The sequence below is a fragment of the Sandaracinobacteroides saxicola genome, assembly GCF_014117445.1.
Taxonomy (GTDB): Bacteria; Pseudomonadota; Alphaproteobacteria; order Sphingomonadales; family Sphingomonadaceae; genus Sandaracinobacteroides_A; species Sandaracinobacteroides_A saxicola.
This window is the reverse complement of the sequence record NZ_CP059851.1, coordinates 1250715-1269925: the sequence shown is the minus strand read 5'-3', so window position 1 is coordinate 1269925 and position 19211 is coordinate 1250715. Positions and strand designations below refer to the sequence as shown.

Below are 19211 nucleotides of genomic sequence, written 5' to 3'. Positions count from 1 at the left end.
GAAGGTTGCCCCTCCGCCATCTTCATCACTTCTTATCGATCACAAATAGGCTTCGTTGCCCACAAAGCCCATCTTGGTGATGCCCGCCTGCTGCGCCTGCGCCATCACCTTGACCGCAACGTCATATTTGGACATTGGCTCGGGCTTCAGCCGCAGTTCCGGCTGATCGTCCAGGGGCATCCGGCTGATGGTGTCGAGATAGCTGCGAAGCTGCTCCAGCGTCACTTCCTGGTTGTTCCAGTAGATCGCGTTCAGAAAATCGATGTTCACCTGGTTGAAATCCGACCTGATGGTATTCCCGTCCGATGGCAGATCCAACTTCACCGAATGCGTCTGCACGGGAATGGTGATGATGAACATGATCAGCAGCACCAGCATCACATCGATGAGCGGCGTGGTGTTCATGTCACCAATCGGAGAGTCATCGACCCTGTTGCCCAATGCCATCGCCATCACGCGCTTTCCCACCAGTTCCGATTCAGCCCTTCTTCACGTCAATACACTTACAATAGAGGCCCATCCAGCTGCTTAGTGGCCGGATGGTCCACAACTACGCGTAAGCTTCGTTGCCGACGAACCCCATTTTGGTAATGCCTGCCTGCTGCGCCTGCGCCATCACCTTCACGGTCACGTCATATTTCGACATCGCCTCGGGTTTCAACCGCAGCTCCGGCTGGTCGTCCAGCGGCATCCGGCCGATCGTGTCGAGGTAGCCGCGCAACTGCTCCAGCGTCACTTCCTGGTTGTTCCAGTAAATGGCGTTCAGGAAATCGATGTTCACCTGGTTGAAATCCGGCTTGATCGTATTGGGCAGGTTGGTCGGCGGCGGCAGGTCCAGCTTCACCGCGTGCGTCTGCACCGGAATGGTGATGATGAACATGATCAGCAGCACCAGCATCACGTCGATCAGCGGCGTGGTATTCATGTCCCCGATCGGGGCGTCTTCTGCTGCATTTCCAACGGCCATTGCCATCTTGCAAACTCCAAACTTTCATGTCCCCGCCGCCCACCGGGCAGCGGGGAACGTGCTTAACGGGTCACCGTGCCGATCGGCGGCTCGGAAATGAAGCCGATCTTCTGGTATCCCGCCCGCTGCATGGCAAATATCACCCCGCCGACGCAGCGATACTCGGTGTCCGAATCCGCCCGGATATGCACCTCGGGCAGTTCGATCTTCGCGCCCGCGGCCTTCAGCCGGTCGACCTCCTTCAACAGGTAAGCCGAGCCCTTCTCCCGCAGCGCGTCGTTGCTCTCCATCTTGCCCAGGCCCCAGAACACGTCGCAATTCTTGTCCACCGAAAGCGGCACATTCTCGGGCTTGGTGGTCGTCGGGATGTTGGTCACCACCGGCAGCTTCAGCGGCACCGTCTGGATGACGACCGGCACCGTGATCAGAAAGATGATCAGCAACACCAGCATGACGTCGACCAGCGGCGTCGTATTGATTTCCGACATGATGGCGCCATCGCTGTCGCCATCACTGCCTACACTCATGGCCATCAGGCTTACCCCTTCCGGTCGCCGACGTTACTTGGTGGCGGGCTTCGTCGCAGCCGGCGCCGCAGCAACCACCACCGGCGGTGCCATGCGCGCGCCCGACATCAGATAGCCGTGCACGTCGGCGGCAAAGCCGTTCAGCCGCTCCTGGATCGCCTTGTTGCGGCGGGTCAGCCAGTTGTAGCCCAGCACCGCCGGCACCGCGACCGCCAGACCGATGGCGGTCATGATCAGCGCTTCACCCACCGGGCCGGCGACCTTGTCGATCGAGGCCTGGCCGGCAAGGCCGATGTTGATCAGCGCGCGATAGATCCCGATGACGGTGCCAAGGAGACCGATGAACGGCGCCGTCGAACCCACCGAGGCGAGGAAGGACAGGCCCGATTGCAGCTTGGAGGAGATCGCGTTCGCCGAACGGTTGAGCGACATCGTCACCCACTCGTGGCGGTCGATCTTGTCGGTCAGCCGGCCGTCATGATGGTCGAAGGCGCGCAGGCCGTCATCGGCGATCTGGCGGAAGGCGCTGTTCTTGTCCAGCTTCGCCGCGCCATCCTTCAGGCTGGGGCTGGTCCACACCTTCGCCTCGGCTGCATCGGCTTCCGCCAGCAGCTTGCGCTGTTCCCACCACTTGGTCAGCATGATGTACCAGCTTACCGCCGACATCAGCACCATCACACCGAAGATGAATTGCGCGATCAGCCCGCCCTGCTCCAGCGCGGCGACCAAGCCATACGGATTCTCACCAGTTGCCATTTGAAATCGTCCTTTTTTAACTGTGTTTGTCGAAACAGCTGAATCCGGGGATCAGCGCACTTCCTTGATCTGCCAGCGATAATTGCGGCGTATCGTCGTCGTCACCGGCTGGCCGTTCTCGGTCGCCGGCTTGAACCGCCAGCGCCGCTCGGCGATCTGGCACGCCCGGGCATCCAGCCGCTCGAACCCGCTGGAGGTCACGATCTTGCAGGTGCCGGCGGCCACGCGGCCATCGGTCCCGATCGTCACCTGCACGCCGGTCACGCCTTCCTCACCCGCCCGTTGGGAGGCCGGCGGATAGTCATCGTCGGTCACCTCGAAACTGCGGGCGATCGGCACGGCCGGCGTCCCCGGCACGGCGGGCGGCGCCTGCACGACCGGCGCCGGCGTCGGCGCGACGTTCGGCTGCGGCACGGCCTGCTGCACGGTGATGGTGGGTGCCGGCGGCGCATCCTGCTGGATCACCACATCCGGCGGCGGCACATAAGGCGGAATCTCTTCCAGCTTCGGCGGCGGCGGCGGCGGCTCCTCGGGCGGCTTCACCTCTTCCACCACATTCTTGGTTTCGATATTCTCCAGGATCTTCTTCGTCACATCGACCGCCAGGCCGCTGATCAGCGCATAACCCAGGAAAATATGCAGAAGCACAACGATGCCGATGGCGACCGTATTGTTCTTGCTACGCTTCTGGCCGAGATAAGACATAGGTCGGCTGTCACTCCCTCTCACAGCGGCAACCTGCCCTCACCACACCCATCGAACCTGCGGACACGATCGTCCGTCCAGCCCTCCGCGCGCAACGCGGGCATTTGCCCGGCCGCAGTCACGGTATCACCCGCAAACTGCGCCCCTCCATCTCCGCCTCTACCGTGCACCCCTTTCTGCCGCAACCATTTTTCGCTACCGACATAAAAGTCATGAATATTCTGTTTCAACGCTGTCACATGCTGCTGCTGGCACCGCTGCTGCTCGCCGCCGCCCCCCCGCAATCGATCCCGCCAACGCCCGCGGGGCCCAGCTGGACCGACCTTGCCGACCTCACCCTCAGCAGCCCCGTCATCCTGCGCGCCACCGTCACGGACGTCACGCGCCTCGGCCGCAAGCAGGCGCCCGACGTGCCCCAGGACCAGGTGCGCGCCTTGCTCCAGGCGGATGTCCAGGCCGTCATCGCCGCCCCTGCCGTGCTGCCCGCCCGCATCGAGTGGTTGTGGCAGGCCGCGCCCGACCCGCGCGGCCGGCCCGCCATCGCAAGGAACAGCAGCGTCCTGATCTTCGCTGCCCCCGTCCCCGGCCGTGCCGAGCAACTCCGGCTGGTGGCCCCGAATGCGCAACTTCCCTGGACCCCGGAAAGCGATGCCGCCATCCGCGCCGTGCTCGCCGAAGCGCGCGATCCCGCCGTCGCCGGCCTGCGCGTCACCGGCATCAGCGATGCCTTCCACGCCGCCGGCACCGTCAATGGCGAGTCGGAAAGCCAGTTCTTCATCACCACCGGCGCCGCGCCGCTGACCCTGGTGCTGCTGCGCCGCGCCGGCGCCCAGCCCGCGCTGCGCGTCGCCACCGGCGAACTGGTCGATGACAGCGCCGCACCCGTCCGTCCGCGCACCCTGCTCTGGCGCGCGCTCGCCTGCGGGCTGCCAACGTCGCTGCCGGCCAGGCTGGCGAGCGAACCGGCGCTCGTCGCGGACTGGTCCGCCATCCGCGACAGCCTGGGGCCTTGCGGACGAACCTCCGTTCGCTGAACTCTCAGCCCTTCACGGCCGCCTTTAACCGCTCACCCGCGGCGGCACCCACGTCATGGGCGACATCCTTGGCCTTGGTCGCCAGCGCGTCCAGCTTGGCCCGCGCCGCTTCCGGCGTCACCCCGGCCTCTTCCAGCCGCGCCTTGCCGGCGTCGATCACCGCCATTGCCTGCCGCCGCGCGCCTTCCGCCAGCCGGTCCCGCGTCGCGCCCAGCGCCCGCGTCTCACCGGCGGTGCGCGGCAACAGCGCGCCCGCCACCGCGCCCAGCGCGAAGCCCAGGATCACCGCGGTCATCGGATTCTCCTCCGGCACCCGCCGGCCCCAGTCGCCGGCACGCCGCGCCGCGTCGCCGATGGCGGCGCGCGCCTCCCGTGTCGCCTCGCCCGCGCGGGCGCCCAGCGCCTCGGCTTCCTCGCGCACCCGGTCCCAGGTGCGCGCCGATTCGTCCGCTTCATGCATCGCCGGATCCTCCATCGAATAGGCATCATAGATGTTCACGGGCCGATCGCCACGCCCAGCCCGCCCAAAGCCGTTCCATGCCATCACCGCACCTCCCGCCGCCGCTGCCACCGTCAACAGCACGGCATTGTCCTTCACCCAGTCGAGGGCATTGTCGGCCGCTTCCGCAACCTCGCGTTTCGCCACCGCCCGCGCCTCGCTCAGGCTATCCGCCACCAGCCGCTTCGGCGCCAACCGCACCTGCAAACTGTCCACACGCGCCACGATGCGCTCCCGAACGGCGTCAATATCGGCCTGCAATTCATCCCGCTCGCTCACGCGCCCACCCTTTCGGCAATCCGCGCCACATCCTGTCGCGCCCGCGCGATGCTCACGCCCGGCACCAGCCGGGCACCGGCCAGCCGCGCCCGCCCGCTCGACAGCAGCGCGCCACCGATCAGGAACAGCAAGACGGCCACTGCCACCAGCGCTGGCAACAGCCCGATGAACTGCGCCAGCAACAGGATCGCCGCCACCATCAGCAGCACGCCGCCGAACGCCAACAGGCTTCCGCCCACCAGCATCCGTACGGCGCCGCCCCGAAACTTCGTCACATTGTCCGATACTTCCTGAACCGCCATCCGCGCTTCGGACCGGACCAGCAGCGCGACATCGGCCGCCAGGGCGCCGACCTCCGCTCCCAGTCCGGCCAAACCGACAGGCGGTTCAGGTTCAGTCACGCGTGCCGCCCGATTTCAGGAAGCGCGCCAGCACGAAGCCCACAACCGCCGCCACACCGATGGCGATCGCCGGCTTTTCCTTCACGAAACTGCGCACGTCGCCGGCCAGGTCATCCACCGACTTTTCCTTCAGCGTCGCCGACACGTCCTCCAGGCCGGCCGCCGCCTTGCGGGCGAAATCGGCCACCGGCGCCGCGCGGGTTTCCGCCAGCTTGTCGGCCACGCCGCGCGTTGCCTCGGCGGCACTGCCCAGCGCGTCCGCCGCCTTGCCCTTGCCGCTGTCGGCCCAGTCGCGTGCCTTTTCGCCCGCCTTCGAGGCCAGGTTGGACGCCTCGCTGCGCAGATCATCCACGGTCGAGCGTGCCTTGCTCGCCACATCATTCGCCACATCCGATGTGTGCGCACCCAGGGTGCCACCGGGGGTCAGGCTGCTGGTCGGGGTGTCGGTCATGTCGATATCTCCACAAAATGGCAGGTCTGACACCGAAACTAGGAAGCCGGGCGCTTGTTCCAACCCCCGACCGGCCAAAAACCGCCGAACCGGGCCTACAGCACCTCGAACAGGCCCGCCGCGCCCATGCCGCCGCCCACGCACATGGTGATCACCACATGCTTCACGCCGCGCCGCCTGCCCTCGATCAGCGCATGCCCCACCAGCCGCGCGCCACTCATGCCATAGGGGTGACCGATGGAGATCGCCCCGCCATTCACGTTCAGCCGGTCCATGGGAATGCCCAGCACGTCCGCCGAATGCAGCACCTGCACCGCGAACGCCTCGTTCAGCTCCCACAGCCCGATATCGTCCATGCCCAGCCCATTGGCCTTCAACAGCTTCGGCACCGCATGGATCGGCCCGATTCCCATCTCGTCCGGCTCCAGCCCGGCCACCGCCATCCCGACATAACGCCCCAGCGGCGCCAATCCGCGCCGCGCCGCCTCGGCCTCCTCCATCAACACGCTGGCGCTGGCGCCGTCGCTCAGCTGGCTGGCGTTGCCCGCGGTGATGTTCATCCCCGGCCCGCGCACCGGCGTCAGGCCCTTCAACCCCTCCAGCGTCGTCTCCGGCCGGTTGCCCTCATCCTTGCCCAGCGTCACCTCGTGGAAGGAGACTTCCTTCGTCTCCTTGTTCACCATCGCCATCTTTGACGCCAGCGGCACGATCTCGTCATCGAAGGCGCCGGCCCGCTGCGCCGCCGCCGTCCGCTGCTGCGATTGAAAGCTGTATTCGTCCTGCCGGTCACGGCTCACGCCATAGCGTTTGGCGACGATCTCCGCCGTGTCGATCATCGGCATGTAAACCCCCTGATGCATCGCCACCAGGCTCATGTCCGGCTCCACCCGGAACTTCTCGTTCTGCACCATGCTGATGCTGTCGACGCCGCCGCCCACCGTCACCGCCATGCCATCCACAATGATCTGCTTCGCCGCGGTGGCGATCGCCATCAGGCCCGACGCGCACTGCCGGTCGATGCTCTGGCCCGCCACCGTCACCGGCAGGCCGCCGCGCAGCGCCGCCAGCCGGGCGATGTTCGGCGCCTGCACACCCTGCTGCAGGGCGCAGCCCAGCACCACATCATCCACCTCCGCCGGATCGACCCCGGCGCGTGCCACCGCCGCGGCAATGGCGTGCCCGGCGAGCGTCGGGCTCGGCGTCGCGTTGAACGCCCCGCGAAAGGCCTTGCCGATGGGGGTCCGGGCGGTCGAAACGATCACGGCACTGCGCATGTCTGGTCTCCTGTGCTTTGTTGCCTGTTAGGCGCAATCAATCCGCCGGGGAAGCGCCCGCCATCAGCGGCCCGGCAAGAAAATCCGCCGCGCCGATGGCATAGATGCGATGGTCCACCATCACCCCGGCCATCTCCCACCGCTGCCGCCGGTCGGTCAGCACCGCGCCCACCTTCTCCAGCGCGCGGCAGGAACGCAGGTTGCCGTCACCCACCAGGAAGATCACCGTGTCGAAGCCCGCCTCGAACGCATGCGCCAGCATCAGCCGCTTCAGCCGACGGTTGACCCCGCCGCCCCAATGCGCGCGCGCCAGAAAGGTCCAGCCCACCTCCACCTCGCCCGGCCGGCACACCCTTATGTCATAGCGGGAGCTGCCGATGATCGTCCCGCTGGCCCGGTCGATCACCGCCAGTGCGCCGTTCGATGCCAGCCCCTCATCGAAAAAGGCGCGGAACACCGGCTCCCGCCAGCGGTCATGCGCGGGATGCAGCGCCCAGATCTCGGGATCGCGCGCCACCGCGAACAGCGGCGCGAAATCCGCCGCCGCCAGCGGCCGCAGCAGCAACCGCTCGTCCTCCAGAACCGGCTGCATCGGCGGCATCATCATGGCCGCAAGCCCTAGATATACGCCAGCGTCACCCACTCCGCCGCCAGCGCCGGCTTGTCCTCGCCCTCGATCTCCACGCTCACCTTCACGATGGACTGGATCACGCCCGGATTGCGCTCGTTCACCTCCACCATGCTGAACCGCCCGCGCACCTTCTTCCCGCTCTTCACCGGCGCCAGGAAACGCACGCTGTTCAGGCCATAGTTCACGCCCATCTTCGTGCCCTTGATCCCCGGCATCACGTCATAGGCCATGCGGGAGAGCAGGCTCAGCGTCAGATAGCCATGCGCGATCGTGGTCCCGAACGGCGTCTGCTTCGCCAGCTCCGGGTTGACGTGGATGAACTGATGGTCGCCGGTCGTCTCGGCAAAGGCATCGATCCGCGCCTGGTCCACCTCGATCCAGTCCGACACCCCCAGATCGCTCCCGGCGAGCGACTTGTAGGCATCCAGATCCAGCAGCTTGCTCATCACCAACCTCCCCGTCCTTGCATGTTCCCCACCCTTTGCCGCGCCCCGCCGCCCTTGCCAACCCCCAACCCCCAGCCGCGAATCCGCCGCCGCCATTGCGCCTTCCCCCCGTGCGCGATAGCCCTTCGCCCATGACCCCGCGCCACATCCTCCTCCTCGGCGCGACCGGCACCATCGGCCGCGCCGTCGCGGCAGAGCTTGCCGCGCGCGGTCACACCGTCACCGCCGTGCTGCGCGACCCCGCCGCCGCGCTTCCGCCCGCCGTCGCCCGCCGCATCGCCGACGTCACCATCCCCGGCGCGCTTGCCGCCACGCTCGGGGGCGAACGCTTCGACATCCTCATCTCCTGCCTCGCCTCCCGCAGCGGCTCGGCGGCGGAGTCCGCCGACATCGACCATCGCGCCAACAGCCTCGCCCTCGCCGCGGCCCCCGGCGCCGGTGTCGGCCAGTTCATCCTGCTGTCGGCGATCTGCGTGCAGAAGCCGCGCCTGCCCTTCCAGCATGCCAAGCTGGCGTTCGAAGCCGAACTCATCGCCAGTGGCATGCCCTACACCATCGTCCGACCGACCGCCTTCTTCAAATCGCTGTCCGGTCAATTGCGGCGCGTCACACAGGGGAAACGCATCCTCCTGTTCGGCAATGGCGACCTCACAGCCTGCAAGCCCATTTCGGACGGAGACCTCGCCCGCTTCATCGCCGGCTGCATCGATGATCCCGCGGCCGCAAACCGCACGCTGCCGATCGGTGGCCCCGGCCCCGCCCAAACGCCGCGCCAGCAATGGGAGGACCTGTTCCAGCGGCTCGGCCGCCCACCACGCTTCCGGCGCGTTCCCGTGGGCGTGATGGACGCGATCGTCACGCTGCTCGCCATCGGCGCCCCCTTCTCATCCAGAATGGCCGCCGCCGCCGACTATGCCCGCATCGGCCGCTATTATGCGACCGAATCCATGCTCCACTGGAACCCGGCCACCGGCCGGTACGATGCCGACGCCACGCCCGAAACCGGCACCGAGCGCCTGCTCGACCATCAGCTTGCGGTCATCGCGGCCTTGCGAGATGCAGCCCCGCCGCGCTGAACGCCGCCAGCGCCGCCAGCAGGATGCTCTGCCGCGCCGCCATCATGTTGGCATAGCCGGGGTCGGAGAGCGTGAAGGTCAGCTCAACCTCCAGGCCATTGAGGGTGGCATTGTGGATGTTCGCCCGCACGAACTCGGCGCCGTCCACCGCCTCCACCGCCGCCTTCAGCTCGTCCCGCACCGCCGTCAGCGCCGCGACGCTGCTGTCGCTGTCCAGCACCAGCGCCATCGTCACCGTCCGCGCCTCGATCCGCGCCACGTTGCGGATCTGATCGGCCAGCAGTTTCGTGTTCGAAACCACCACCTCCTCACCCGCCGCGCCGCGCAGCCGCGTCGTCTTCAACCCGATGCTTTCCACCGTCCCCGTCGTTGTCGCGTTCGGCGCGCCGAAACTGATCGTGTCGCCGCGCTTGAACGGCCGGTCGAGCAGGATCGACAGCGCCGCAAACAGGTCGGCGAAAATCCCCTGCGCCGCCAGGCCGATGGCGATGCCGCCGATCCCCAGCCCCGCCACCAGCGCGGTGACATTCACCCCCAGATTGTCCAGCAGCAGGATGAAGGCCACCACCCACACCGCGATCGTGATCAGCACCCGGATCACCCCCAGCGCGCTGAACAGGCCGCTGTCCTGCTCGTCCGCCTCCATGGCGCGCCGTTCCACCAGGCACACCAGCAGCTCGCGCAGCCAAAACGCCGCCTGCACCGCGCCGGCCACCGTGAACAGGAAGGTGATGATCGCCAGCCAGGCCCCCGGCGGCGCGGCGAGCGCGCTGACCGCCTGCGCGCTGCCCGTCGCCAAGAAGAAGCTCCGCGTCCGGCTGGTGACGCGCAGCGCCACCCAGCGCCAGCTGCCACGCGGCGCATCGCGCCCCAGCCAGCGCTTCAGCAGCTCGCGCACGCCCACCAGCGCGAAATAGAGCGCGGTGCCCACTGCCACCCCGATCAGCGCCTGCAACGAATCCGTCCGCAGCCACTGCACCAGCTGTTCGGACAGCGTCCGCGCCTGCTCGGGCAGCGCCAGCAGGTCGGCATTCATCTGGTCGAGCGTCAAATGATTGGGATTCGCGGTCATGGCCCGGCCCATAGCCAGCCTTTCCTGAACATGCGACGCCGTTTCGCTTTATCTGTCCATCACCTGCCTCTATGCGGCGGCCAGATGTTGTCCCCGCCCGAATTTCCCTTCCCCGCCACCGCGCTCGTCACCGGCGGCGCCAAACGCATCGGCGCCGCGCTCGCCCGCGCGCTCGCCGCGGACGGCTGGCACGTCGCCATCCACTGCCACCAGAGCCGGGCCGACGCCGACAGCCTCGCCGCCGAGCTCGGCGGCAGCGTCGTGCAGGGCGACCTCGCGCATCCCCGCATCGGCACCGACCTGTTCGCGCAGCTCGCCGGCGCGCCCCCCGTGCGCCTGCTCGTCAACAACGCCAGCCGTTTCGACCTCGACCATCTCGACGATTTCACGGCCGAGCAGTGGGACCGCCACATGGCCGTCAACCTGCGCGCGCCTGCCCTCCTCACCCAGGCCTTCGCCGCCCACCTTGGCAGCGGCAACGGCGCCGTCATCAACTTGACCGACGCCAAGCTCGCCGCGCTCAACCCGGACTTCCTCAGCTACACCGTCAGCAAGCTCGGCCTCGCCGGCTTCACCGAACTCGCCGCCCGCGCGCTCGCGCCGCGCATCCGCGTCAACGCCATCGCCCCCGCGGTCACGCTCGTCAGCGGCCCGCAGACCCGCGAGAATTTCGCCGCGGCGCACATCCTCAACCCGCTCCAGCGCGGCGTCACCGTCGATCACCTCGTCGCCGCACTCCGCTTCATCCTCGCCACGCCCACCCTCACCGGGCAGACCCTCACGCTCGACAGCGGCCAGCGCTTCCTTGGCCTGCCCCGCGATGTCGCCTACATGATTGATGAATAATGCTGCACGCCGAACCCCGCCGCCACCGTATCCTGCTGGAGGATTTCGCCTTCGACGCCGACATCGGCTTCCATGATTTCGAGATCGGCACGCCGCAGCGCCTGCTCGTTACCATCGATGTCGAGCTGGATTTCGCCCATTTCCCCGCCAGCGATCACCGCGAGCACGCCTGGGACTATGATTTCCTGCGCCAGGGCATCCTCGCCCTGGTCAAGGCCCGCCGCTACAACCTCCAGGAAACGCTGGCCCGCGAAATCTACGCCATGATCGCCGCCAAACCCGGCGTCACCCGCCTGAAGATCGTCACCCGCAAACCCGACGTCTACCCCGACTGCGCCGCCGTCGGCGTCATCCTGTCGAGCGACTGACACCGCCCGTCCACGCACCCCAAGCTCTCCCCCCTGCGAAGCGGGGGGAGCGACTCGCGGCGCAGCCGCGGCGGAGGGGGGGCCTCCCCCGGCACGGGGGAGCGACTCGCGAAGCGAGCGGAGGGGGCCAGCCCCGCCACAGCCCCCGCCGGAACTCACCCCGCTCATGATCCGTTCACACATTAACCGCCAATCGGCGCGCACCAAGCCAACAGGAACCCTCATGCGCCCTCTGCTTCTCGCCGCTGCCCTCACGCTCGCCATTCCCGCCTTCGCGCAAACCCCCGCGCCCGCCGGCCAGGCCAGCCCCGCCACCCAGGCCGCCGCCGGCGCTTTCGTCATCGCGCTGTCCAACGAGACCTTCGCCGTCCTGCGCGACAAGAGCCTGAGCAAGGACGCCGCGCGCGCCAAGTTCCGCAACCTGCTGCGCGCCAACTTCGCCATCCCCGACATCGGCAACCGCCTGATCCGCCGCTACCGCGCGCAGATCACCCCGGCCCAGCTCAGCGCCTACCAGGCCGCGCTTCCCGTCTTCATCGTCAATACCTATGCCGACCGGCTCTATGATTTCGCCGATGCCAGGGTCACGCTGGTCCGCACGGCGCCGCGCGGCAGCCGCGGCGATGTCGATGTGTTCACCCGCATCACCCGACCCAACGCGGGCAACCCGATCGAGGCGGTGTGGGCCGTCCGCCCCGGCAACCCGTCCCAGATCACCAACCTGACCGTCAACGGCGTCAACGTCGCCCTGACGCAGGAGGCGGATTTCAGCGCCTACATCCAGAAGAACGGCTTCGATGCGCTGGTGGACTTCATGAAAAAGGCCAAATAAAAGCCGGCGCATGACCGGCCCCCTCGTCGACCTCTCCGCCGCCGCCTTCGTCCATCCCAGCGCCGCCATTTATGGCAGGGTGCGGGCGGGCGAAGGCAGCAGCATCTGGGTGAACGCGGTCATCCGCAGCGAGGCGGCGCATGTCGAGATCGGCGCCTTCACCAACATCCAGGATTTCGTGATGATCCACACCGATCCCGGCCGGCCGGTCGTGATCGGCGACCATTGCTCGATCACCCACCACGCCACCATCCACGGCAGCACCATCGGCCACAATGTCCTCGTCGGCATCAACGCCACCATTTATGGCGGCAGCCACATCGGCGACAATTCGATCGTCGGCCAGCACGCCTATGTGAAGGATGGCACCATCGTGCCGCCGAACAGCATCGTCGTCGGCTCGCCGGCGAAGGTCATCCGCCAAGCCAACAGCTGGATCGCCAACCGCGTCAACGCCGCCTTTTACCACCGCAACGCGCTGGCCTACGCCGCCGGCGACCACCGCGCCTGGGACGGCGCCGATTTCGAAAGCTGGATGGCCGACACGGTGAAGCGCATCAGCGCCGAATTCGCAGCCCTGGAGATTACACAATGATTCCGGATAAAGACCCCCGGCCGCAGGCCGCAAGCGCGACCGCGCGCCGGTGCCAATGCGCCGCCCTCTCCGGCGCAGCCGGCCAAAAAAAATGAGTCTATTGCACCTCGTCTTCGGCGGCCGCGTGGTCGACCCGCGCGGCACGGAGTTCGAGGATCCGGCTGCGCTCGACATCGTCGGCATCTTCCCGGATTACGCCAGCGCGGAGGCCGCCTGGCGCAGCGCCGCCCAGCGCACGGTGGACGACGCCCAGATGAAATATGTCGTCGTCCACCTGCACCGCCTGCTCGACCCCAACCACACTTGACCCTCCACCCCCTTGCCGCTATGCGCGCGCCTCCCGTCGCACCCTGGAGGCGGCGGGGTTCAAAGGAGAATGACGATGTCTGACGTGCTCACCCTGAGCGCCGAGGCACGTGACCGCGCTGGCAAGGGAGCCTCGCGGGCGGTGCGTCGGGAAGGCCGGGTTCCGGCGGTGATCTATGGCAACAAGGAAGTGCCGGTCACCATCCATGTCGAGGAAAAGGCGCTGGTGAAGCTGCTGTCCTCGGGCCATTTCATGAACAGCATGGTCGAGCTCGAGCTCGACGGCGCGAAGCACCGCACCCTGCCGCGCGACGTGCAGTTCCATCCGGTCAGCGACCGGCCGATCCATGTCGATTTCCTCCGCGTCGCCGCCAACTCGCTGGTCACGGTCGAAGTGCCGGTGCAGTTCATCAATGAAACGGCGTCCCCAGGGATAAAACGCGGCGCGGTGCTCAACATCGTCCGCCACGAAGTGGAAATCCGCTGCCCCGCGGATGCCATCCCCGATGATTTGGTCGTCGACCTTACCGGCTATGACGTCGGTGCCTCGATCCACATCAGCGCGGTGAAACTGCCCGACGGCGTCAAGACGGTCATCGACCGCGACTTCACCCTCGCCACCATCGTCGCGCCGAGCGGCATGAAGAGCGACGACGCCGAAGCCGAAGCGACTGCATAAATATGCAACTCTTTGTGGGGCTGGGGAATCCTGGCCCCACTTATGCGCTTCACCGGCATAATGTCGGCTTCATGGCGCTGGACGCGATCCACAGCGTCCACGGCTTCGCCCCCTGGCGTGTGCGCTTTCAGGGCCTGGCGTCCGAAGGCAGCCTCGACGGCCACAAGGTCCTGCTGCTGAAACCCATGACCTTCATGAACGAGTGCGGTCGCAGCGTCGGCGAAGCCCTGCGCTTCTTCAAGCTCACCCCTGAAAACGTCACCGCCTTCTATGACGAACTCGACCTCGCGCCGATGAAGGTCCGTGTCCGCACCGGCGGCGGCGCCGCCGGCCACAACGGCATGCGCAGCCTCATCGCCCACCTTGGCCCGGACTTCCGGCGCGTTCGCATCGGCATCGGCCACCCCGGCCACAAGGACCGGGTCACCGGCCATGTCCTTGGCAACTATGCCAAATCCGAACTCCCCGCGCTCGAAACCCTGCTCGCCGCCATCGCCCGCCGCGCACCGCTTCTCGCCGGCAACGACCCCGAACGCTTCATGAGCGACGTCGCGCTCGACCAGCAGGCCGCCTGATGCTGCGCCTCGCCACGCCCGCCGACGCGCCCGCGCTCACCGCCCTCATCGCCCGCTCCGCGCACGACCTCCAGCTTGCCGACTATGGCGCAGAGGCGCTCGCGCTTGCCATCGGCACCGTCTTCGCCCTCGATCCGCAGCTGATCGCCGATGGCACCTATTTCCTGATCGAGCAGGAGGGCCACCCTGTCGCCTGCGGCGGCTGGAGCTTCCGCGGTCGCAGCCACGGCGGCGACGGTCACCGCCCGGACGCGCACGACATCATCGATCCCGCCACCGATCCCGCCCGCATCCGCGCCTTCTTCGTCCACCCCGACCATGCCCGCCAGGGCCACGGCAGCCGCATCCTCACCGCCTGCGAGGCCGCCGCCGCCGCGGCCGGCTTCACCCGCGGGCTTCTCGTCGCCACCCCGGCCGGCGAGCGCCTCTACGCCCGCCACGGCTGGCAGGTCGAACAACGCTATGATCACGTACTACCGGGCGGCATGAAGTTGCCCGTGATTTTGATGAAAAAGACTTTCGACAACTGACTCTAAAATCTACCTTTTTGAAAAATATTGAGAAACCGCCCCGGGCGTTATATCTAACATTTTGGCCACTACCGACTGCTTCATTCCGGCAAGCTTTGCTATTGTTATAAAATTTCTTCCAAATTCACTTAATCTGGAACCTGATTCTGTTTTGGCCAGTTCTCTGAATGACTCCAAAATATCACTAGATTGCTGCAATTTATCTAAAGCATTTGTAATTTCAACTATGGCGTTGTTGATCGCCTTGCGCTCAGGAGGCATATATTTTTCCTAAACATTTTTTTGCATAAATGTGTTGATTTTTTCTCACATGAAGGTTATATCAGGCCTCGTGGCGCCGAACAAGGAGACAGGACATGGAAGCCGAGAAGATTGGAAGCTGCAAAACTTTAACCATAAACATTGAGGAGCTTCGATGGATGCTTTACCGTCGTGGGCCTTGGAAGCGTAGTGTAGGGCTCCGGCAATATCACGATGAGTTGCTCTACGAGGTCGCAAATAGCAAACCAAAGCAATTGAGGTTGAAATAATGGGTTTCAAATGCGGCATCGTCGGACTTCCCAACGTCGGCAAGTCCACCCTTTTCAACGCCCTCACCCAAACCGCCGCCGCCCAGGCCGCCAACTATCCCTTCTGCACGATCGAGCCCAACATCGGCAATGTCGCCGTCCCCGACCCGCGCCTGCAAACCATCGCGAAGATCGGCCAGTCGGCAAAGATCATCGAAACGCAACTCGCCTTCGTCGATATCGCGGGCCTCGTCCGCGGTGCCAGCAAGGGCGAAGGCCTCGGCAACCAGTTCCTCGCCAACATCCGCGAATGCGACGCCATCGTCCATGTGCTGCGCTGTTTCGAGGATGACGACATCACCCATGTCGAGGGCCGCATCGACCCCATTGCCGACGCAGAGACCGTCGAGACCGAACTCATGCTCGCCGACCTCGAAAGCCTGGAAAAGCGCGTGCCCGCCCTGGCCAAGAAAGCCCAGGCCGGCGACAAGGACGCCAAATCCGCCGCCGCCGTCCTCGGCGCGGCCCTTGCCCTGCTGCGCGACGGCAGGCCGGCGCGCCTGACCGAGCCCAAGGACGAGGACGAAGCCCGCCACCTGAAACAGGCGCAGCTCCTCACCAGTAAACCGATACTTTACATATGCAACGTGGAGGAAGCCTCCGCCGCCAGCGGCAACGCCCAGTCCGCCCGCGTCGCCGCGCGCGCCAAGGCCGAAGGCGCCGTCAGCGTCGTCGTCTCCGCCGCGATCGAGGCCGAGATCGCCCAGATGGACGAGGCCGACCGCGCCGACTTCCTGGCCGAACTCGGGCTGCACGAGACCGGCCTCGCCCGCATCATCCGCGCCGGCTACGACCTCCTGCACCTCCTCACCTTCTTCACCGTCGGCCCCAAGGAAGCCCGCGCCTGGACCATCACGAAAGGCGCCACCGCCCCCAACGCCGCCGGCGTCATCCACAGCGATTTCGAGAAAGGCTTCATCCGCGCCGAAACCATCGCCTACGATGATTTCGTCACGCTCGGCGGCGAAGCCGCCGCCCGCGAAAAAGGCAAACTCCGCGCCGAGGGCAAGACCTACATCGTTCAGGACGGCGACGTGATGCATTTTCTGCATAGCGCGTAGGCGGCGGCATTTTGGAGGAGGATTGCACGGCAATCGTCCGAAAAATGCCGACTCGCCGCAGCGCCGGCCGGCGGGGCGTCGGCGAACGCCGGCGAACCCGTCCGACGAGTCGGCTTTGCCGACAATTTTCTTTTCTTTCTTCTTTCTTTTCTTTCTTCGAATTTGTTGTCGACAACAGGGCACAGCTTTTCGCGCGGCTTTGCCGCGCAGGAAACCAGCGTGTGGTCACCGCCATCCACCATCCATCGTAAATTCCTGTAGCACTCGCTACAAATCCATGCTTATCTCCCCGCGCCACCCCGCAGGAGACCCCGCATGACCGCCTTCCACCGCACCTGGCTCAACCTCTGGCTCCTCCTCGTCATCGGCTTCGGGCTCATTCTCGCCGGCGCCGCGCTGCCGGCCACCGAGGCACCGGTGCGCCTGTTCTACGCCCTCGTCGGCGCGCCCCTTCCCTCCCCGCTCGGCGCGGAGCTGCGCTTCACCCTCGCCCTCCTCGGCGCCGTCACGCTCGGCTGGGCGCTCACCATCCACGCCGCTTTCCAGGCCGCCTTTGCCCTTCGCACCGATGCCGCCGCCACCTGGCGCCGCATCACCTTCGCCATTCTCGCCTGGTATGTCATCGACAGCGCACTCTCGGTCGCCCTCGGCGTTCCGCTGAACGCTGTTTCCAACACCGTCCTGCTGGTCGCCTACCTCCTCCCCATCCTGCGCAGCCGCGCCCTGCAACGCTGACCACCACCGCTGACGGCCCTTGCCTCCGCCGGCCGCGCCGCCGATAACCGCGCCATCGTCCGCGTGAAAAGGCAGCGCCATGACCCTTCCCGAAAGTGAAAACTGGATCGCCACCCACGGCCTGTCCCGTCGCGCCGCGCTCGCCGGCGCGCTCGCCGCCAGCGCCTATGCCGCCGCCGCGCAGCCCGTCGCTTCCACCGCCATCACGACCCCATCGGACGGCCTCGACGCCGGCATGATCCGCTTTCCCGCCAGCGCCGGGCTGTTGATGAACGCCTACCGCGCCCGCCCCGCCGGCAAGCGCAATCTCGGCACCATCCTCGTCGTGCAGGAGGTGTTCGGCCTCCACGCCTGGATCCAGGACATCTGCCGCCGCCTCGCCCGCGCCGGCTATTACGCCATCGCCCCGGACCTCTACCAGCGCCAGGGTGACGCCACCAAGGCGCCGGACATGAAGACCCTGTTCACCACCATCGTCAGCCAGGTGCCCGATGCCCAGGTCATGGCCGACCTCGACGCCGCCGCCGCCTTCGCCGCCAGGGACGGCGGCAGCGACCGCCGCCTTGCCATCACCGGCTTCTGCTGGGGCGGCCGCATCACCTGGCTCTACGCCGCCCACAATCCAAAGCTGCGCGCCGGCGTTGCCTGGTACGGCCGCCTCACCGGCCAGGCCAATCCGCTGCAACCCGCGAACGCCATCGACCTCGTCGCCCGGATCGATGTTCCCGTGCTGGGCCTCTATGGCACCAGGGATCGCGGCATCCCCGTGGCGGACGTGGAGGCGATGAACACGGCGCTGAAAACCGCGGGCAAACCCTCCAGCATCCGGCTGTTCGAGGCCGACCACGGCTTCCTGGCCGACTACCGCCCCAGCTACAGCGAACCCGCCAGCCGGGAGGCCTGGGCCGCCGCCCTTGCCTGGTTCGCCACGCATCTGAAATAACGGCTTTCAGCTCGACCGGCGCACCACCAGCTCCGGCGTCATCACCACCGACTCCGTCTCCTCCCCGGCGATGCGCCGCAGCAGCAGGCTGACCAGCTGCGCGGCACCCGTGGCGAAATCCTGCCGCACCGTGGTCAGCGGCGGCAGCGCCTGCCGTGCCAGCGGCAGGTCGTCATGGCCCACCACCCGCACATCTTCCGGCACCGCCACGCCCGCCAGCGCGAGCGCCCGCAGCGTCGCCAGCGCCACCACGTCGGACGCCGCCACGATGCCGTCCGGCCGCGCGGATTCGCGGTGCAGGAAGGCGCTCACATCCGCATGCGCCTCCTCAGCCATCAGGTGTGCCGGAAAGACGATGACATCCTGCGCCATGCCGGCTGCCGCCAGCGCCGCCCGGCATCCCTCCAGCCGCTGCCTGAATTCCAGCGCGCGCGGGTCGCCGAAGAAAGCGATCCGCCGGCAACCACGTTCGATCAGGTGCGTCGCCGCCAGCGCCCCGCCATGCCGGTTGTCCGATCCCACCGAACAGTGCCGCTGGCCGGGCCGATGGCCGCCCCAGGCCACCAGCGGCCGATAGCGCGCCGCCACCCGGTCGAGGGCCTCCGCCTGGTCCGACTGGCCGATCACCAGCACGCCATCGACGCGACCGGAATCGACGATGCGGTCCAGCCAGCCATCATCCTTCGGGATCACGCGAGAGAGCAGCAGGTCATAGCCGCGCTCGGTCAGCGCATCGGCCAGCCCGCCCAGCATGGTCATGAAGAAGGGGTCGGACAGATGCTGTCCCACCTCGTGGCCCAGTGGGATCACCACCGCGATGGCGCCGGTGCGCCGGATGCGCAGGTTCCGGGCGAGTGCATTCGGCGTGAAATCATGCGCCGCCGCCAGCGCCCGGATGCGGTCGCGCGTTACCGGGCTGATCAGGCCGGTGCCGCTCAGCGCGCGCGACACCGTTCCCGCTGAGACCCCGGCGATCCGCGCCAGCTCGGCGATGTTGCGCAGCCGCCGCGGCGACGGATCGGATGCATCGGTCATGTCAGCCCCCGTGCCCCCG

General features: G+C 66.9%; 27 protein-coding genes. 13 read left to right on the top strand and 14 right to left on the bottom strand.

Annotated elements, in window-relative coordinates:
* Positions 1-39: 39 nt before the first annotated feature.
* From H3309_RS06440 to H3309_RS06420, 5 genes are all read right to left on the bottom strand, one after another.
* A complete protein-coding gene (locus tag H3309_RS06440) occupies positions 40-453 on the bottom strand; it encodes an ExbD/TolR family protein (RefSeq protein ID WP_182297919.1) in 414 nt (137 codons plus the stop codon).
* Positions 454-550: 97 nt separating this feature from the next.
* Positions 551-967: an ExbD/TolR family protein gene (locus tag H3309_RS06435; RefSeq protein WP_398400255.1), complete on the bottom strand. Its 417-nt coding sequence runs from the start codon at positions 965-967 to the stop codon at positions 551-553.
* Between the two features lie 62 nt (positions 968-1029).
* Positions 1030-1500 carry an ExbD/TolR family protein gene (locus tag H3309_RS06430; RefSeq protein WP_182297917.1) on the bottom strand — a complete coding sequence of 157 codons (471 nt, stop codon included), beginning with the start codon at positions 1498-1500 and terminating at the stop codon, positions 1030-1032.
* 27 nt (positions 1501-1527) lie between these two features.
* Positions 1528-2250: a MotA/TolQ/ExbB proton channel family protein gene (locus tag H3309_RS06425; protein WP_182297916.1), complete on the bottom strand. Its 723-nt coding sequence runs from the start codon at positions 2248-2250 to the stop codon at positions 1528-1530.
* 51 nt (positions 2251-2301) lie between these two features.
* The gene (locus H3309_RS06420) at positions 2302-2955 is read right to left on the bottom strand and encodes an energy transducer TonB (protein WP_182297915.1); all 654 of its coding nucleotides are present in this window, start codon (positions 2953-2955) and stop codon (positions 2302-2304) included.
* 212 nt (positions 2956-3167) lie between these two features.
* Between H3309_RS06420 and H3309_RS06415 the strand changes: the two genes are divergently transcribed.
* Complete coding sequence (locus tag H3309_RS06415) at positions 3168-3989, top strand: hypothetical protein (protein WP_182297914.1); 822 nt, start codon at positions 3168-3170, stop codon at positions 3987-3989.
* Positions 3990-3993: 4 nt separating this feature from the next.
* Here H3309_RS06415 and H3309_RS06410 read toward each other — a convergent pair whose 3' ends face one another.
* The 6 genes from H3309_RS06410 to H3309_RS06385 form a co-directional block, all read right to left on the bottom strand.
* On the bottom strand, positions 3994-4767 hold the full coding sequence (locus tag H3309_RS06410) for a DUF3618 domain-containing protein (RefSeq protein WP_182297913.1): 774 nt from the start codon (positions 4765-4767) through the stop codon (positions 3994-3996).
* Positions 4764-5168 (bottom strand): phage holin family protein, encoded by a 405-nt coding sequence (locus tag H3309_RS06405; protein ID WP_182297912.1) that lies wholly within the window; start codon positions 5166-5168, stop codon positions 4764-4766. The genes H3309_RS06410 and H3309_RS06405 overlap by 4 nt, the downstream gene beginning before the upstream one ends.
* Positions 5161-5619 (bottom strand): hypothetical protein, encoded by a 459-nt coding sequence (locus H3309_RS06400; protein WP_182297911.1) that lies wholly within the window; start codon positions 5617-5619, stop codon positions 5161-5163. Before H3309_RS06400 ends, H3309_RS06405 begins: the two co-directional genes overlap by 8 nt.
* 95 nt (positions 5620-5714) lie before the next feature.
* Entirely contained in the window at positions 5715-6893 is a 1179-nt protein-coding gene (locus H3309_RS06395) for an acetyl-CoA C-acyltransferase (protein ID WP_182297910.1), read from the bottom strand.
* A gap of 37 nt (positions 6894-6930) precedes the next feature.
* Positions 6931-7500 (bottom strand): GNAT family N-acetyltransferase, encoded by a 570-nt coding sequence (locus tag H3309_RS06390; RefSeq protein WP_317983340.1) that lies wholly within the window; start codon positions 7498-7500, stop codon positions 6931-6933.
* An 11-nt stretch (positions 7501-7511) separates the two neighbouring features.
* Entirely contained in the window at positions 7512-7970 is a 459-nt protein-coding gene (locus H3309_RS06385; RefSeq protein ID WP_182297909.1) for a MaoC family dehydratase, read from the bottom strand.
* Between the two features lie 131 nt (positions 7971-8101).
* Here H3309_RS06385 and H3309_RS06380 point away from each other — a divergent pair, with 131 nt between their 5' ends.
* Positions 8102-9046, top strand: a complete 945-nt coding sequence (locus tag H3309_RS06380; protein ID WP_182297908.1) for an NAD(P)H-binding protein — start codon at positions 8102-8104, stop codon at positions 9044-9046.
* On the opposite strand, the gene H3309_RS06375 is transcribed toward H3309_RS06380, so the two are convergent.
* The gene (locus H3309_RS06375) at positions 9009-10118 is read right to left on the bottom strand and encodes a mechanosensitive ion channel family protein (RefSeq protein ID WP_182297907.1); all 1110 of its coding nucleotides are present in this window, start codon (positions 10116-10118) and stop codon (positions 9009-9011) included. The genes H3309_RS06380 and H3309_RS06375 overlap by 38 nt on opposite strands.
* An 84-nt stretch (positions 10119-10202) precedes the next feature.
* Between H3309_RS06375 and H3309_RS06370 the strand changes: the two genes are divergently transcribed.
* From H3309_RS06370 to H3309_RS06335, 8 genes are all read left to right on the top strand, one after another.
* Positions 10203-10964: an SDR family oxidoreductase gene (locus tag H3309_RS06370; protein WP_182297906.1), complete on the top strand. Its 762-nt coding sequence runs from the start codon at positions 10203-10205 to the stop codon at positions 10962-10964.
* Positions 10964-11332 (top strand): dihydroneopterin aldolase, encoded by a 369-nt coding sequence (locus H3309_RS06365; protein ID WP_182297905.1) that lies wholly within the window; start codon positions 10964-10966, stop codon positions 11330-11332. Before H3309_RS06370 ends, H3309_RS06365 begins: the two co-directional genes overlap by 1 nt.
* A 223-nt stretch (positions 11333-11555) precedes the next feature.
* Positions 11556-12164 carry an MlaC/ttg2D family ABC transporter substrate-binding protein gene (locus tag H3309_RS06360; protein ID WP_182297904.1) on the top strand — a complete coding sequence of 203 codons (609 nt, stop codon included), beginning with the start codon at positions 11556-11558 and terminating at the stop codon, positions 12162-12164.
* A gap of 10 nt (positions 12165-12174) precedes the next feature.
* Positions 12175-12759 carry a gamma carbonic anhydrase family protein gene (locus H3309_RS06355; protein ID WP_182297903.1) on the top strand — a complete coding sequence of 195 codons (585 nt, stop codon included), beginning with the start codon at positions 12175-12177 and terminating at the stop codon, positions 12757-12759.
* Between the two features lie 91 nt (positions 12760-12850).
* Positions 12851-13066 carry a DUF4170 domain-containing protein gene (locus tag H3309_RS06350; protein ID WP_182297902.1) on the top strand — a complete coding sequence of 72 codons (216 nt, stop codon included), beginning with the start codon at positions 12851-12853 and terminating at the stop codon, positions 13064-13066.
* Positions 13067-13141: 75 nt separating this feature from the next.
* Positions 13142-13744 (top strand): 50S ribosomal protein L25/general stress protein Ctc, encoded by a 603-nt coding sequence (locus tag H3309_RS06345; protein WP_182297901.1) that lies wholly within the window; start codon positions 13142-13144, stop codon positions 13742-13744.
* Between the two features lie 2 nt (positions 13745-13746).
* Complete coding sequence (gene pth, locus H3309_RS06340; RefSeq protein ID WP_182297900.1) at positions 13747-14319, top strand: aminoacyl-tRNA hydrolase; 573 nt, start codon at positions 13747-13749, stop codon at positions 14317-14319.
* A complete protein-coding gene (locus H3309_RS06335) occupies positions 14319-14849 on the top strand; it encodes a GNAT family N-acetyltransferase (protein ID WP_182297899.1) in 531 nt (176 codons plus the stop codon). The genes pth and H3309_RS06335 overlap by 1 nt, the downstream gene beginning before the upstream one ends.
* A 9-nt stretch (positions 14850-14858) precedes the next feature.
* Here the strand turns inward: H3309_RS06335 and H3309_RS06330 are convergent, their stop codons facing one another.
* Positions 14859-15110, bottom strand: a complete 252-nt coding sequence (locus H3309_RS06330) for a hypothetical protein (RefSeq protein WP_182297898.1) — start codon at positions 15108-15110, stop codon at positions 14859-14861.
* 268 nt (positions 15111-15378) lie between these two features.
* Between H3309_RS06330 and ychF the strand changes: the two genes are divergently transcribed.
* The 3 genes from ychF to H3309_RS06315 all read left to right on the top strand — a co-directional run bounded on the left by ychF (position 15379) and on the right by H3309_RS06315 (position 18157).
* Positions 15379-16479: a redox-regulated ATPase YchF gene (gene ychF, locus H3309_RS06325; protein WP_182297897.1), complete on the top strand. Its 1101-nt coding sequence runs from the start codon at positions 15379-15381 to the stop codon at positions 16477-16479.
* 315 nt (positions 16480-16794) lie between these two features.
* Positions 16795-17214, top strand: a complete 420-nt coding sequence (locus tag H3309_RS06320; RefSeq protein WP_182297896.1) for a hypothetical protein — start codon at positions 16795-16797, stop codon at positions 17212-17214.
* A 79-nt stretch (positions 17215-17293) separates the two neighbouring features.
* Positions 17294-18157 (top strand): dienelactone hydrolase family protein, encoded by an 864-nt coding sequence (locus tag H3309_RS06315; protein WP_182297895.1) that lies wholly within the window; start codon positions 17294-17296, stop codon positions 18155-18157.
* A 6-nt stretch (positions 18158-18163) separates the two neighbouring features.
* On the opposite strand, the gene H3309_RS06310 is transcribed toward H3309_RS06315, so the two are convergent.
* A complete protein-coding gene (locus H3309_RS06310) occupies positions 18164-19192 on the bottom strand; it encodes a LacI family DNA-binding transcriptional regulator (RefSeq protein WP_182297894.1) in 1029 nt (342 codons plus the stop codon).
* Between the last annotated feature and the right edge of the window lie 19 nt (positions 19193-19211).